Source organism: Citrobacter sp. TBCS-15, assembly GCF_005280815.1.
Taxonomy (GTDB): domain Bacteria; phylum Pseudomonadota; class Gammaproteobacteria; order Enterobacterales; family Enterobacteriaceae; genus Citrobacter; species Citrobacter werkmanii.
This window is the reverse complement of record NZ_SZWK01000101.1, coordinates 536,545-549,991: the sequence shown is the minus strand read 5'-3', so window position 1 is coordinate 549,991 and position 13,447 is coordinate 536,545. Positions and strand designations below refer to the sequence as shown.

Genomic DNA, 13,447 nt, shown 5'->3' with positions numbered 1-13,447 from the left:
CATTCTATTTTTTATTTAATACAGGAGAGTATAATAAATTCAGTCCACCACCGTAATTATTCAAGGAATTTATGAAAAGGATATTTTTATTTATAACATTAATTTTTCAATTTTCAATTACCTGCTATGCAAAATCGTCTCCTTCACTTGATGATCTTATTCAAGCGGAAGAGCGCTATTCCCAAACCAAACAGGAAAACCTAAAAAACATTATCGAAAAAGCACAAAGTGGTGATACCAAATCGCAGCTTATGCTAGGTATTGCATACAAAGAGGGTATCAACGGAATTATTAATCGCGACAAAGCATTTTATTGGTTTAATCTGGCCGCCGAACAGAACAACAGTGATGCACAATTTTATTTGGGCACGTTATACCATAATGGCGACAATGAAACACCACCGGATTATGGCAAAGCCATAAGTTGGTATGAAAAGGCCGCAAATCAAGGCCAACTTCAGGCTCAGGTTAACTGCGCTAACATCTATCAGTTTGGCCCCGAAGCGTTTCGCAATATTGATAAAGCAACGTTCTGGCTAACAAAAGCAGCAGAACAAAACGATCCCATCGCCCATGCTAACCTGGGAATTATTGCTGCCGATAATAAGAATTTTAAACTGGCGGCATATCATCTTAAGTTTGCCGCTGAGAAAGGTTACCGTATAGGTCAATATAATTATGGTACGCTTTTCTTATCAGATGATCGCTTCAAAAAAGATCTCCCTCAGGCAAAAATTTGGCTTGAAAAAGCAGCTCAGCAAAATCTTCCGGAAGCCCAGATTTCATTAGGTAGGTTCTATGCCTGGGGATTCGATGAAAAGGGTATTGATAAAGAAAAAGCGATGTTCTGGTTAAATAAAGCAAAAGATGCAAATGCCATAACTGAAAAGGAAATCGACGATATTCTTGCTAAAAAAAACAATTGATATCCCCCTGATAGCATGATGCTATTGGGGAAACATATACTATTTCGTCAGTAAGTAATAATTCTGAACAATCTCACCGGAAACTTCCGCTGGGAAAGATATCTGAATACTGTCAGGTTCACCTCCTCAGCGTTGCGCCATCGGCGTACAACTCTGGAGAATGACGCCAGAAATAGAATCTTTGCTATATTGCCTTACCGCATAGCTTGGCGGTTCATTGACGGTAATATCTGTATAATCAGCGTACGTAACGCGTTATTCCCGGAAAAGTTCACGCACAGTATTTGCCATTTCAGGATTTCCAGGAAAATCGACCCGCAGGGTTGAAAGATCGAGCTCAGTACGTATTTTTCGCTGCTCTTCTTGAATGTTTCCTTCTACCGAAACAGACACATACATATAGGGTTTTGCTGCATTAACGAGTAAATAGGTTATCTCGCTATTATAATAGAGATGATTAAATTTCCGACCAGTTACCGTCATTACAGACATAATCTGGATCGGAATTGTGCCATCGCCACTCTTAACGTCCATGTGGGCCTGACATTTAATAACGGAGCCGACGGACTCGCTATTATAGATTTGCATAATTTGTTCATGTGATGCGCTTTGCGCGCCAGAACTTATTCCCAGCAAAAATAATAAAACGACCCGCCGGTAGAATGACATATTTTTGATGATGTCCTTGCTGTCATGTTGCAAAAAAGAATTTAAGCAATTATAGGCCGGGTAAGGCGAAGCCGTACCCGGCATTTTTGATTAGCGCTTATCTTCCGCCAGCAGCGGCGGGATACTCGGCACCATTGGCGCGTCGTCGATATCTTTCTGCGTCATGCGAAACGCTTGCGGGTAATGCTCGCGGCTGGTACGGCGCAACGGCTCGGTATTGCGCCAGGTGTACAGACAGTGCTGACACTGATATACGGTCCAGACACCTTTGACCGGCGAGTTCGCCATCACTTCAATATGTTCATCGGCACAACGTGGACAAATCATCTGCTACTCCTTATTTACGGTTGGCCAGCATGGCAGTCAGCTTTTCAGCCCAGGCTTTTGTTTCCGGTAAATCGCATACCGGTTGGCTGTAATGACCTCGATTATCCGGTGCAACCGGTGTCGTGGCATCGATGATGAGCTTGTCAGTAATCCCCGCCGGACTGGAACCCGGATCAAGTTCCAGCACCGACATATTCGGCAGTTGCACCAGATCGCCCGCCGGATTGACCTTCGAAGAGAGCGCCCACATCACCTGCGGCAGGTTGAACGGGTCAACGTCTTCATCAACCATGATCACCATCTTCACGTAACCCAGGCCATGCGGCGTGGTCATCGCACGCAGACCCACCGCGCGGGCAAAACCACCGTAGCGTTTTTTGGTGGAGATAATCGCCAGCAAACCGTGGGTGTACATGGCATTCACCGCCTGCACTTCCGGGAATTCAGCTTTCAGCTGTTGATAAAGCGGTACGCAGGTTGCAGGACCCATCAGGTAGTCAATCTCCGTCCACGGCATCCCCAGATACAGCGATTCAAAGATCGGTTTGGTGCGATAAGAGACTTTATCGATACGCACGACGGTCATGTTACGTCCACCGGAATAGTGACCGGTAAACTCACCAAACGGACCTTCGATTTCACGTTTACGGCTTTCAATGACCCCTTCAAGAATCACTTCTGACCCCCAGGGTACGTCAAAGCCGGTGAGCGGTGCGGTAGCGATTGGGTACGGACTTTCACGCAGCGCCCCCGCCATTTCGTATTCCGACTGATCGTACTTCAGCGGAGTAGCTCCCATCAGGGTGATGATCGGATCGTTACCCAACGTGATGGCAATCGGCAGATCTTCACCGCGCTCTTCCGCTTTATGCAGGTGCAACGCGATATCATGCATCGGCACCGGTTGCAGGCCAAGCTTGCGTTTGCCCTTCACTTCCATACGGTAGATGCCGACGTTCTGCTTGCCGAAGTTGTCCCGATCCAGCGGATCGCGCGACACCACGCAGGCTTTATCAAGATAAAAACCCCCGTCGCCATCGTTGAGGCGAAACAGCGGCAGAATATCAAACAGGTTGATCTCATCACCATCAACACAGTTTTCAGCCCACGCAGGGTTGGCACGGCGTTCCGGGGCAACCGGAAATTTATCCCAGCGACGGATAAACTCATCAATCTGTTTTTTCACCGGGGTATTTGGCGGCAGTCCCAAAGAGATGGCGTGATTCTGCCACGAGCCGATGGTGTTCATCGCCACGCGGGCGTCGGTAAATCCACGAATATTGTCAAACCACAGCGCCGGGGCACCGTCGCCAATACGCCCGGTTGCGTTGGCCGCCGCCGCCAGATCCGGCTCGGCGTTAACTTCCTCACTGATTTTCAGCAATTGTCCCTGGTCGTCCAGCGCCTGCAAAAAGCTGCGCAAATCATCAAATACCATTATTCGTTCTCCTGTGCAAAATTCTGCGCCTGTCGTAATCCCTGCCAACGACGGGCGTTAGGATGTTCAAGCCCAAACTGGTCGAGCACGCGCGCGACAATGTGCTGCGTGATGTCATCAACGGTTTGCGGATGGTTGTAAAACGCGGGCATTGGCGGGACCATCGTCACGCCCATGCGAGAAAGCGCGAGCATGTTTTCCAGATGAATAGTGCTGAGCGGCATTTCACGCGGAACCAGCACCAGTTTGCGCCCTTCTTTCAGCACTACATCAGCGGCGCGCCCCACCAGCCCTTCCGCGTAACCTGCGCGAATACCGGCCAGCGTTTTCATGCTGCAGGGGATAATGATCATGCCGTCAGTACGAAACGATCCGGAGGAGATGGTCGCGGCCTGGTCCGCGGGGTTGTGGCAATAGTCTGCCAGTGCGGATACATCGCGGACGCTGTACGGCGTTTCCAGCTCAATGGTCGTTTTGGCCCATTTCGACAACACCAGATGGGTTTCCACTTCCGACATTTCCCGCAGCGCCTGCAGTAGCGACACACCGAGCGGCGCGCCGGTAGCCCCCGTCATTCCTACGATCAGTCTCATTCAACCCCTCAATTTGTTCGTGTACGAACGTTTTGATTAAAATACTCCCACAATTCATTGTGGGCAAGGCCACCGCGCACGGATCGCTAAAACAGCAATGATTAAAAAAGGAGGGGTAACCCGTTATGATAGAGACTGACAGCAATCCCGGAGCTCTCATGCCGTTACGAAATAAAGCATTTCATCTTTTACGTCAGCTTTTTCAGCAGCATACGGCTCGCTGGCAACATGAGTTACCAGAGCTAACCAAACCGCAGTACGCGGTGATGCGCGCCATTGCCGAACAGCCCGGCATTGAACAGGTCGCCCTGATGGAGGCAGCGGTCTGCACCAAAGCCACGCTTGCAGAAATGCTGAGCCGGATGGAAAAGCGTGGACTGGTCAGAAGGGAACACGACCCCGCGGATAAGCGTCGGCGGTTTGTTTATTTAACCGCGCAAGGAGAGGCATTACTGGCCAGCGCAACCCCGCTGGGAGATCGCGTGGATGATGAGTTTCTGGGCAGACTTAGCGAGGAAGAACGCGAACAGTTCACTCGTCTGGTGCGCAAAATGATGGAATGACCCGCCGGGCAATATTCTACTCAAAGAAAAAGGCCAGTCTCGGTGAGACTGGCCTTTCTTGATGGAACTTGTGCTTACTCGCGGAACAGCGCTTCGATATTCAGCCCCTGAGTCTGCAGAATTTCGCGCAGACGACGCAGGCCTTCAACCTGAATCTGACGAACACGTTCACGCGTGAGACCAATTTCGCGGCCCACATCTTCCAGTGTTGCAGCTTCATACCCCAGCAGACCGAAACGACGTGCCAGCACTTCACGCTGTTTGGCGTTCAGTTCGAACAGCCATTTGACGATACTCTGTTTCATATCATCGTCTTGCGTGGTGTCTTCCGGACCGTTTTCTTTTTCATCGGCCAGGATGTCCAGCAACGCTTTTTCGGAATCGCCACCCAGCGGGGTGTCTACCGAGGTAATGCGCTCATTGAGTCGGAGCATACGGCTGACGTCATCAACCGGTTTATCCAGTTGTTCAGCAATCTCTTCTGCGCTCGGTTCGTGGTCCAGTTTATGCGACAACTCACGCGCGGTACGCAGATAGACGTTCAGCTCTTTTACAATGTGAATCGGCAGTCGGATCGTACGGGTTTGGTTCATAATCGCCCGTTCGATCGTCTGACGTATCCACCACGTTGCGTATGTTGAAAAGCGGAACCCGCGTTCCGGGTCAAACTTCTCGACTGCACGGATAAGTCCCAGATTGCCCTCTTCAATCAGATCCAGCAATGCCAGACCACGATTGCCATAACGGCGGGCAATTTTCACCACCAGACGCAGGTTACTTTCAATCATGCGGCGGCGAGAGGCGACATCTCCACGCAGTGCGCGACGCGCAAAATAAACTTCTTCTTCGGCTGTTAACAGTGGTGAATAACCAATCTCACCAAGGTAAAGCTGAGTCGCGTCCAACACACGCTGTGTGGCCCCCCTGCGATAACAGCTCTTCTTCAGCCAGGTCGTTATCACTGGGTTCCTCTTCACTCAAGGCTTTCTCATCAAAAGCCTCTACTCCGTTCTCATCAAATTCCGCATCTTCATTTAAATCATGAACTTTCAGCGTATTCTGACTCATAAAGGTGGCTCCTACCCGTGATCCCTAACGGAACTAGCAAGTGAAAGCCTGGTTCCGCCGAATTATCGCTGCGGCAAGTAACGCAGCGGGTTTACGGATTTCCCCTTGTAACGAATTTCAAAATGCAAGCGTGTTGAACTGGTTCCGGTACTACCCATGGTAGCTATTTTCTGCCCCGCCTTGATTTCTTGTTGTTCCCGGACCAGCATTGTATCGTTATGGGCGTAGGCGCTCAGGTAATCATCGTTATGTTTGATGATAATAAGGTTACCGTAACCACGCAGCGCGTTACCGGCATAGACGACGCGTCCATCAGCGGTCGCGACAATAGCCTGTCCTTTGCTGCCTGCAATGTCGATCCCTTTATTGCCACCTTCGGTAGCCGCAAAGTTTTCGATCACTTTGCCGTCAGTTGGCCAGCGCCAGGTAGAGATTGGCGCGCTGGTCGACGTTGAGCTTGCAGTTGTTTCGGTTGTGCTAACTGCTGGAGCCGTTACTGGCGCTGTGACAACTGTCCCAGCAGGCTTGTTGTTCGGCAACATTTTGTTAGCACTTTGTTCACCTGAATCCTCAGAATACGTAATTGTTGGTTTCGAAGCAACAGCAACGGTGGAATTTTGTGCAGGGTTGGTCACAACTCCTTGCTGTGCTGCATCCGCCTGGGTGATGGCATTCCCACCGGTAATCGGTGTACCCGAGGCGTTGCCCACTTGCAGAGTTTGGCCGACATTCAGGCTATACGGGGCCGGAACGTTATTGCGCTGTGCGAGGTCACGGAAATCGTTCCCGGTAATCCAGGCGATATAGAAAAGCGTGTCGCCTTTCTTGACAGTATAGGTGCTGCCGCCCGTGTAGCTACCTTTCGGAATATTCCCATACTTACGGTTGTACACGATACGACCGTTTTCCATCTGTACAGGCTGTTCTGCAACAGGCTGAATTTGCGTTGGTTGCGTAGTCGGACTCTGCACCGGTTGGATCTGTGGCGTCTGTTGTACTGTCGACGTCGAGCCCATTTTTGGCGGAGGCGTAATCAGCATGCCGGAACTGGTGTTCGTGGATGCACCGCCGTCAACCGAGCTGACCGGCGCTGGTGGATTCGAGGTGTTTGAACAACCTGCCAGCCATAATGAAACCAGTGACAATGCCGCAATACGGCGAATGGTAAATTTGTGGCTTCCCGCGCTCATTTATCCCCCAGGAAAATTTGGTTAAAACCCGTAACGTAATCACCGTGTAAAAGCATCGACACGATACGCTGACTAATTCCAGAATATCCAGGAAAACTCCAGGTATTCAGAGCCAGTGTCTACGCAAGCTCCCCTTTAACTAAGGGAACAAAACGTACGGCCTCCACGGTATCAATAATAAATTCGCCTCCCCGACGACGCACCCGCTTCAGGAACTGGTGCTCATCGCCCACGGGTAAGACGAGAATGCCGCCTTCATCCAACTGCATCATCAGTGCAGTTGGGATCTCAGGCGGCGCTGCCGTTACAATGATAGCGTCAAACGGGGCCCGCGCTTGCCAGCCCAGCCATCCATCACCGTGACGGGTAGAAACATTGTGTAAATCAAGCTGTTTCAGGCGACGACGCGCCTGCCATTGCAGGCCTTTAATGCGCTCAACGGAGCATACATGATGCACCAGATGCGCCAGAATCGCCGTCTGGTAGCCTGAGCCCGTGCCAATTTCCAGCACCCGCGATTGCGGCGTTAACTCAAGCAGCTCAGTCATACGTGCAACCATATAAGGCTGCGAAATCGTCTGCCCCTGACCAATCGGCAAGGCAATATTGTCCCAGGCCTTATGTTCAAACGCCTCATCAATGAATTTCTCACGCGGCACGGCAGCGAGAGCATCGAGGACTTGCTCATCTCTGATGCCCTGGGCACGTAATTGTTCAAGAAGAGTATGTACGCGTCTGCTTACCATTGCGTGTCGACTCCCACGCTGTCCAACCAACTCGAAACCACCTCATGCGCACCGTAGGCGGTTAAATCGACATGCAGCGGCGTGATGGAAACATAGCCTTCATCGACGGCGGCAAAATCTGTATCTGGCCCGGCGTCGCATTTTTCCCCCGGCGGCCCAATCCAGTACAACGTATTCCCGCGTGGATCCTGCTGTGGGATAACCTGATCCGCCGGATGGCGACTGCCGCAGCGGGTGACGCGAATACCTTTAATCTGATCCAGCGGTATATCCGGAACGTTGATATTCAAAATACGCCCGGTGCGCAGCGGTTCACGACTCAGCGCCCGTAATATACGACAGGTTACTGCCGCGGCAGTATCGTAGTGCTTATGGCCATCAAGCGAGACAGCCAGCGCAGGGAACCCAAGGTGACGACCTTCCATTGCCGCCGCAACGGTACCGGAATAGATGACATCATCCCCGAGATTAGGACCTGCGTTAATACCAGAAACGACAATGTCCGGACGCGGACGCATTAATGCGTTCACGCCCAGATAGACGCAGTCGGTGGGCGTACCCATTTGTACGGCGATATCGCCGTTATCATAGGTAAACGTGCGAAGTGAAGATTCCAGCGTCAGCGAGTTAGACGCGCCACTGCGGTTACGATCCGGGGCAACCACCTGTACATCAGCAAACTCACGCAGCGCTTTCGCCAGCGTTTGTATACCGGGTGCATGGACCCCATCATCGTTACTCAGCAATATACGCATAATCACCCATTGTGTTAATAAGTTCCCTTACTACACTGGTGGCGAAGCTACCTGCCGGTAGCCAGAAGCGTAACTCAACGGTTACGTCATCCCACCAGTTCCAGCTTAATTGTTGTGGATACAGCAACATAGCGCGTCGCGATGCCTCGACTTTCTCGCGCAATAGCAGAGACTGCAGCACGATTTCATCCGCAACAGCGCCTTCTTCAAACGCCAGCGCGTCGCGCTGAGTTCCCCACTCACCGCTACCCGGTAATGCCGCTGTAATCATCAATTCTTTATCATCGACGCGACGCTGTAATTCAGTCTGTTCTTCCTGCGTGGCGACAAACCAGCTTCCGCGTCCCGATAATTGTAGCGCATCGCCGTCAACAACTTGATTAAAGTCTGTTTTTTTCAAGCGTTCACTGACGATCTGATTAAACAACGCGCTACGGGCCGCCGACAACCAAAAACTGCGTTTATTGCGATCGCGCACCGGCGCATCACTTTGCGCCCAGCGCAGTGCCCCTTGCAGATTGCTGCCGCCGATCCCAAAACGCTGAGCACCAAAATAGTTCGGTACGCCGCGCTCACTAATCGCCTGTAAACGCGCTTCAACGTCATTTCGCTCGCTCACTTCACGTAGCACAAGCGTAAATTCGTTGCCTTTCAGCGCCCCTAAACGCAGCTTACGCTTGTGGCGCGCGTACTCCAGCACTTTACAGCCTTCGAGCTCAAATTTGCTTAAATCAGGCATTACATTGCCCGGCACGCGCGCGCATAGCCACTGTTCCGTGACCGCATGCTTATCTTTTTGCCCGGCAAAGCTCACTTCACGGGCGTGAATTTTCAGGAATTTCGCCAGCGCGTCAGCGACAAAACGGGTATTACAGCCGTTTTTCAGAATGCGCACCAAAATGTGCTCGCCTTCGCCATCCGGTTCGAAACCTAAATCTTCGACGACGACAAAGTCTTCCGGATTCGCTTTCAGGACACCATGGCCCAGTGGTTTACCATGAAGATATGTCAGATTTTCAAACGCAGTCATTTCGTTGCCTTAATGAGTAACGCCACCGCTTCACAGGCAATCCCTTCCCCACGCCCGGTGAAACCGAGTTTTTCCGTGGTGGTCGCTTTCACGTTAACATCATCCATATGGCAGCCGAGATCTTCGGCAATAAATACACGCATTTGCGGAATGTGCGGCAGCATCTTCGGCGCCTGAGCAATAATCGTCACATCCACATTACCAAGCGTATAGCCTTTAGCCTGAATACGCCGCCAGGCTTCACGCAATAATTCGCGGCTATCTGCACCTTTAAAGGACGGGTCGGTATCCGGGAAGAGTTTACCGATGTCACCCAGCGCCGCCGCGCCCAGCAAGGCATCGGTTAGCGCATGTAACGCCACATCACCATCAGAATGCGCCAGCAGTCCTTTTTCATACGGGATGCGCACGCCACCAATGATAATTGGGCCAACGCCGCCAAAAGCGTGTACGTCAAAACCGTGTCCGATTCGCATTATGCATTCTCCTGATGAATTGTTCGGGACAGATAAAATTCCGCCAGCGCCAGGTCTTCCGGGCGGGTGACTTTGATGTTGTCAGCGCGTCCTTCGACCAGTTGCGGATGAAAGCCGCAATATTCCAGCGCCGAGGCTTCGTCCGTAATGGTTGCGCCTTCGTTGAGCGCACGGGTCAGGCAGTCGTGCAACAGTTCGCGAGGGAAAAACTGCGGCGTTAACGCATGCCATAAGTCTGTACGATCGACCGTATGGGCAATGTCTGTGCGGCCCGGCTCAGCGCGTTTCATCGTATCGCGTACGGGTGCGGCCAGGATCCCGCCAGTGCGGCTGGTTTCACTGATTGCCAGCAAACGCGCTAGATCATCCTGATGCAGACACGGCCGCGCGGCGTCATGCACCAGTACCCAACGGGCATCTCCTGCGGCTTGCAAACCGGCAAGGACAGAATCGGCACGTTCATTGCCGCCATCCACTACGGTAATTTGCGGATGCGCGGCAAGTGGAAGTTGGGCAAAGCGGCTGTCGCCTGGGCTGATAGCGATGACGACTCGTGTCACCCGGGGATGGGCCAGTAGCGCATCAACCGAGTGTTCAAGAATGGTTTTATTGCCAATTGAGAGGTACTGCTTAGGACACTCTGTTTGCATTCGGCGGCCAAATCCGGCAGCCGGCACCACGGCGCAAACGTCCAATAAAGTGGCTGCCATGTTAGATCCCTGGACGGTTTATCGATTATTTTGCCCTGCAGTCTGGGCGCGTTTAGACGCGTCAGGCACCAGACGATAAAAGGTTTCGCCCGGCTTAGTCATGCTGAGTTCGTTGCGCGCGCGCTCCTCAATAGCCTCTTGTCCGCCATTGAGATCGTCAATTTCGGCAAAGAGCTGATCGTTACGCGCTTTAAGTTTCGCGTTTGTAGCCTGCTGCGCAGCAACATCATCGTTGACGCGACTATAGTCATGTATGCCGTTCTTACCGAACCACAGCGAATACTGTAGCCAGACTAATAAAGCCAGCAACAGCAGCGTAAGTTTACCCATCCTGCCCCCTGAAAAACGGCATTAACATCCCATAACTTCCGTAGACGACTTTACATCAACGGACGGGAATGCCGCGACAACGCGGGCAAATGTACCACATTTGCCCGTTGTTACGTATACCCTGTGTAAGGAGAACATAATCTCATTGTTGGTTACGGTTTGAATTATGACCAGACAGTGAACGACATCGGCGATCGTTTAAAACGGACTTAGCCTAGCCCAAAAGCCAAAAGAATAGGGCGCTAAACATTCCACCCACCACCAGCAGGGTGCTGGTAATGCTCAGCAGCAGCTTTCCCTTTAATAGCGAGTGCAGGGCAATACCCGCCACAATCGCCACGGGCAGCAACGCGAGGAAGAAAGGCCAGGTATAAAGGAAGAAAAACAGTGTGTTAGGGCCATACATCAGACATGGGAACCCCAGCGCCAGCAGCCACGCTACAAAACCGACCACGGCCCCTGGTAGGGACCAGGTGGTTTCGTCGGCGGCGGCGAAGGTCTCTGACTCTGTGATAGTAATGTTATGGCTGTTACGCATATCTAATCCTGTGACCGTGACTGACCGGGCATGCAAGCTCGGGTGTCTCAGGATCTGATAATATCTTCCTGCCTCAGCAGGTCTAATAATTGGGGAACCAAATTTGTTACCAATTGTTCACCATCAAGATGAATCTCTGGCGATTCAGGCGCTTCGTATACCGAATCAATTCCGGTGAAATTGCGCAACTCCCCCGACCGGGCTTTTTTATACAGCCCTTTTGGATCGCGCGCTTCGCACGTTGCTAATGGCGTATCGACAAAAACCTCAATAAAACGCCCTGCGCCAAGGCGCTCACGGACCATTTTTCGCTCGGCGCGATGCGGAGAGATAAACGCGGTCAACACCACCAGACCGGCATCCACCATCAGGTTCGCCACCTCGCCAACGCGCCGGATATTCTCCTTACGGTCAGCATCGCTAAACCCCAAATCGCTACACAGGCCGTGACGCACGTTATCGCCATCCAGCAGATAAGTGCTGACGCCCAGCTTGTGCAACGCTTCTTCCAGCGCTCCCGCTACCGTAGATTTACCGGAGCCAGACAGTCCGGTAAACCACAGCACAACACCACGGTGACCGTGGCGTTGCTCCCGCTGTTGCGGTGTAACAGGATGGGCATGCCAGACGACGTTTTCGTCATGCAGCGCCATTATTTGCCTCCCAGCAGATCGCGCGCACCCCAGTGTGGGAAGTGGCGACGCACCAGCGCATTCAGCTCCAGTTCAAACGCGCTGAACTGAGAAGCGGCGGCCTGCTCCTGAATGATAGGCTCGCGCACCAGCCCCGCGCCGACAGTGACGTTAGTCAGGCGGTCAATGATAATCAACCCACCCGTAACCGGGTTCTGCTGATAGGTATCCAACACCAGCGGTTCATCAAACGTCAGATTAACCAGACCAATGCCGTTCAGCGGTAACGCGTCGACCTCACGCTGGGTCAGGTTATTAATATCGACCTGATACTGCACGGTATCCACGCGTGCACGGGTCTTCTTGCCGGCAACTTTGATGTCGTAGCTCTGCCCCGGCGACAGCGGCTGTTCCGCCATCCACACCACATCAACGGCAGCGCTTTGTACCGCTGGCAACGCTTCACCAGCATCCAGCAGCAGATCGCCCCGGCTGATGTCGATCTCATCTTTCAGCACCAGGGTGATCGCTTCACCTGCATGCGCTTGCTGTAAATCACCATCAAAGGTAACGATCCGCGCCACGCTCGACTCAACGCCGGACGGTAACACCTTGACGCGTTGCCCTACCTGCACGCTACCGGAGGCCAGCGTTCCGGCATAACCACGAAAATCCAGATTTGGTCGGTTCACATACTGCACCGGGAAACGCATCGGCTGGGTATCGACAATGCGCTGGATCTCAACGGTTTCCAGCACTTCGAGCAGCGTCGGACCGCTGTACCATGGCATGCTGACGCTTTGTGAAGCCACGTTATCGCCTTCCAGCGCAGAGAGCGGCACAAAGCGGATATCCAGGTTGCCCGGCAGTTGTTCAGCAAACGTGAGATAGTCTTCGCGGATGCGGTTAAATGTCTCTTCGCTAAAGCTCACCAGATCCATTTTGTTGATCGCTACCACCAGGTGCTTGATCCCAAGCAGCGTGGAGATAAAGCTGTGACGACGGGTCTGATCCAGCACGCCTTTACGCGCATCGATCAACAGGATCGCCAGGTCGCAGGTCGACGCACCGGTCGCCATATTGCGGGTGTACTGTTCGTGACCGGGGGTATCCGCAATAATAAATTTGCGCTTCTCGGTGGAGAAATAACGATAAGCCACGTCGATGGTGATGCCCTGCTCACGCTCGGCCTGCAAGCCGTCTACCAATAGCGCCAGATCGAGTTTTTCGCCCTGGGTGCCGTGGCGTTTACTGTCGTTATGCAGCGATGAGAGCTGATCTTCATAGATCTGCCGGGTATCATGCAGCAGGCGACCAATCAGGGTACTTTTCCCGTCATCCACGCTACCGCAGGTTAAAAAACGCAGCAGGCTTTTGTGTTGCTGGGCAACCATCCAGGCTTCAACGCCGCCTTCATTAGCAATTTGTTGTGCAAGTGTCGTATTCATGGCGGCTC

16 protein-coding genes and 1 pseudogene are annotated in these 13,447 nt (G+C 52.4%); 2 read left to right on the top strand and 15 right to left on the bottom strand.

Annotated features, from left to right (window positions below; genetic code table 11):
- Positions 1-71 precede the first annotated feature (71 nt).
- Positions 72-926 carry a tetratricopeptide repeat protein gene (locus FDW96_RS05725; RefSeq protein WP_137365334.1) on the top strand — a complete coding sequence of 285 codons (855 nt, stop codon included), beginning with the start codon at positions 72-74 and terminating at the stop codon, positions 924-926.
- A 255-nt stretch (positions 927-1,181) separates the two neighbouring features.
- Here FDW96_RS05725 and FDW96_RS05720 read toward each other — a convergent pair whose 3' ends face one another.
- From FDW96_RS05720 to FDW96_RS05705, 4 genes are read right to left on the bottom strand one after another with little or no spacing between them, the layout of a single operon-like run.
- Positions 1,182-1,679, bottom strand: a complete 498-nt coding sequence (locus FDW96_RS05720; protein ID WP_137365333.1) for a hypothetical protein — start codon at positions 1,677-1,679, stop codon at positions 1,182-1,184.
- A 6-nt stretch (positions 1,680-1,685) separates the two neighbouring features.
- Complete coding sequence (locus FDW96_RS05715) at positions 1,686-1,922, bottom strand: non-oxidative hydroxyarylic acid decarboxylases subunit D (protein WP_038633131.1); 237 nt, start codon at positions 1,920-1,922, stop codon at positions 1,686-1,688.
- Between the two features lie 10 nt (positions 1,923-1,932).
- The gene (locus FDW96_RS05710; RefSeq protein WP_137365332.1) at positions 1,933-3,360 is read right to left on the bottom strand and encodes a non-oxidative hydroxyarylic acid decarboxylases subunit C; all 1,428 of its coding nucleotides are present in this window, start codon (positions 3,358-3,360) and stop codon (positions 1,933-1,935) included.
- Entirely contained in the window at positions 3,360-3,953 is a 594-nt protein-coding gene (locus FDW96_RS05705; RefSeq protein WP_061382350.1) for a non-oxidative hydroxyarylic acid decarboxylases subunit B, read from the bottom strand. The genes FDW96_RS05710 and FDW96_RS05705 overlap by 1 nt, the downstream gene beginning before the upstream one ends.
- 158 nt (positions 3,954-4,111) lie before the next feature.
- On the opposite strand from FDW96_RS05705, the gene FDW96_RS05700 reads away from it, so the two are divergent.
- A complete protein-coding gene (locus tag FDW96_RS05700; RefSeq protein ID WP_137365331.1) occupies positions 4,112-4,516 on the top strand; it encodes a MarR family winged helix-turn-helix transcriptional regulator in 405 nt (134 codons plus the stop codon).
- Positions 4,517-4,590: 74 nt separating this feature from the next.
- Here FDW96_RS05700 and rpoS read toward each other — a convergent pair.
- The 11 genes and pseudogenes from rpoS to cysN all read right to left on the bottom strand — a co-directional run bounded on the left by rpoS (position 4,591) and on the right by cysN (position 13,439).
- Positions 4,591-5,584: pseudogene (gene rpoS, locus FDW96_RS05695) on the bottom strand (RNA polymerase sigma factor RpoS).
- Positions 5,585-5,646: 62 nt separating this feature from the next.
- Entirely contained in the window at positions 5,647-6,729 is a 1,083-nt protein-coding gene (nlpD, locus tag FDW96_RS05690) for a murein hydrolase activator NlpD (RefSeq protein WP_227255159.1), read from the bottom strand.
- Between the two features lie 164 nt (positions 6,730-6,893).
- Positions 6,894-7,520, bottom strand: a complete 627-nt coding sequence (locus FDW96_RS05685) for a protein-L-isoaspartate O-methyltransferase (protein ID WP_042310675.1) — start codon at positions 7,518-7,520, stop codon at positions 6,894-6,896.
- The gene (gene surE / locus FDW96_RS05680; protein WP_061382353.1) at positions 7,514-8,275 is read right to left on the bottom strand and encodes a 5'/3'-nucleotidase SurE; all 762 of its coding nucleotides are present in this window, start codon (positions 8,273-8,275) and stop codon (positions 7,514-7,516) included. The genes FDW96_RS05685 and surE overlap by 7 nt, the downstream gene beginning before the upstream one ends.
- A complete protein-coding gene (gene truD, locus FDW96_RS05675; protein WP_061382354.1) occupies positions 8,256-9,305 on the bottom strand; it encodes a tRNA pseudouridine(13) synthase TruD in 1,050 nt (349 codons plus the stop codon). Before truD ends, surE begins: the two co-directional genes overlap by 20 nt.
- On the bottom strand, positions 9,302-9,781 hold the full coding sequence (gene ispF, locus FDW96_RS05670) for a 2-C-methyl-D-erythritol 2,4-cyclodiphosphate synthase (RefSeq protein ID WP_042310680.1): 480 nt from the start codon (positions 9,779-9,781) through the stop codon (positions 9,302-9,304). Before ispF ends, truD begins: the two co-directional genes overlap by 4 nt.
- Positions 9,781-10,491 carry a 2-C-methyl-D-erythritol 4-phosphate cytidylyltransferase gene (gene ispD, locus FDW96_RS05665; RefSeq protein ID WP_061382355.1) on the bottom strand — a complete coding sequence of 237 codons (711 nt, stop codon included), beginning with the start codon at positions 10,489-10,491 and terminating at the stop codon, positions 9,781-9,783. Before ispD ends, ispF begins: the two co-directional genes overlap by 1 nt.
- A gap of 18 nt (positions 10,492-10,509) precedes the next feature.
- The gene (ftsB, locus tag FDW96_RS05660; protein WP_003034163.1) at positions 10,510-10,821 is read right to left on the bottom strand and encodes a cell division protein FtsB; all 312 of its coding nucleotides are present in this window, start codon (positions 10,819-10,821) and stop codon (positions 10,510-10,512) included.
- Between the two features lie 214 nt (positions 10,822-11,035).
- A complete protein-coding gene (locus FDW96_RS05655; protein ID WP_042310684.1) occupies positions 11,036-11,359 on the bottom strand; it encodes a DUF3561 family protein in 324 nt (107 codons plus the stop codon).
- A 47-nt stretch (positions 11,360-11,406) separates the two neighbouring features.
- Positions 11,407-12,012, bottom strand: a complete 606-nt coding sequence (gene cysC, locus FDW96_RS05650; RefSeq protein WP_042310685.1) for an adenylyl-sulfate kinase — start codon at positions 12,010-12,012, stop codon at positions 11,407-11,409.
- Positions 12,012-13,439 (bottom strand): sulfate adenylyltransferase subunit CysN, encoded by a 1,428-nt coding sequence (cysN, locus tag FDW96_RS05645; protein WP_042310687.1) that lies wholly within the window; start codon positions 13,437-13,439, stop codon positions 12,012-12,014. Before cysN ends, cysC begins: the two co-directional genes overlap by 1 nt.
- Positions 13,440-13,447 lie beyond the last annotated feature (8 nt).

What these genes read in the sequence shown, in the direction of transcription:
- FDW96_RS05725 (WP_137365334.1), top strand. Translation starts at nt 72, where the DNA reads ATGAAAAGGATATTTTTATTTATAACATTAATTTTTCAATTTTCAATT.
- FDW96_RS05720 (WP_137365333.1), bottom strand. Translation starts at nt 1,679, where the DNA reads ATGCCGGGTACGGCTTCGCCTTACCCGGCCTATAATTGCTTAAATTCT.
- FDW96_RS05715 (WP_038633131.1), bottom strand. Translation starts at nt 1,922, where the DNA reads ATGATTTGTCCACGTTGTGCCGATGAACATATTGAAGTGATGGCGAAC.
- FDW96_RS05710 (WP_137365332.1), bottom strand. Translation starts at nt 3,360, where the DNA reads ATGGTATTTGATGATTTGCGCAGCTTTTTGCAGGCGCTGGACGACCAG.
- FDW96_RS05705 (WP_061382350.1), bottom strand. Translation starts at nt 3,953, where the DNA reads ATGAGACTGATCGTAGGAATGACGGGGGCTACCGGCGCGCCGCTCGGT.
- FDW96_RS05700 (WP_137365331.1), top strand. Translation starts at nt 4,112, where the DNA reads ATGCCGTTACGAAATAAAGCATTTCATCTTTTACGTCAGCTTTTTCAG.
- FDW96_RS05685 (WP_042310675.1), bottom strand. Translation starts at nt 7,520, where the DNA reads ATGGTAAGCAGACGCGTACATACTCTTCTTGAACAATTACGTGCCCAG.
- surE (WP_061382353.1), bottom strand. Translation starts at nt 8,275, where the DNA reads ATGCGTATATTGCTGAGTAACGATGATGGGGTCCATGCACCCGGTATA.
- truD (WP_061382354.1), bottom strand. Translation starts at nt 9,305, where the DNA reads ATGACTGCGTTTGAAAATCTGACATATCTTCATGGTAAACCACTGGGC.
- ispF (WP_042310680.1), bottom strand. Translation starts at nt 9,781, where the DNA reads ATGCGAATCGGACACGGTTTTGACGTACACGCTTTTGGCGGCGTTGGC.
- ispD (WP_061382355.1), bottom strand. Translation starts at nt 10,491, where the DNA reads ATGGCAGCCACTTTATTGGACGTTTGCGCCGTGGTGCCGGCTGCCGGA.
- ftsB (WP_003034163.1), bottom strand. Translation starts at nt 10,821, where the DNA reads ATGGGTAAACTTACGCTGCTGTTGCTGGCTTTATTAGTCTGGCTACAG.
- FDW96_RS05655 (WP_042310684.1), bottom strand. Translation starts at nt 11,359, where the DNA reads ATGCGTAACAGCCATAACATTACTATCACAGAGTCAGAGACCTTCGCC.
- cysC (WP_042310685.1), bottom strand. Translation starts at nt 12,012, where the DNA reads ATGGCGCTGCATGACGAAAACGTCGTCTGGCATGCCCATCCTGTTACA.
- cysN (WP_042310687.1), bottom strand. Translation starts at nt 13,439, where the DNA reads ATGAATACGACACTTGCACAACAAATTGCTAATGAAGGCGGCGTTGAA.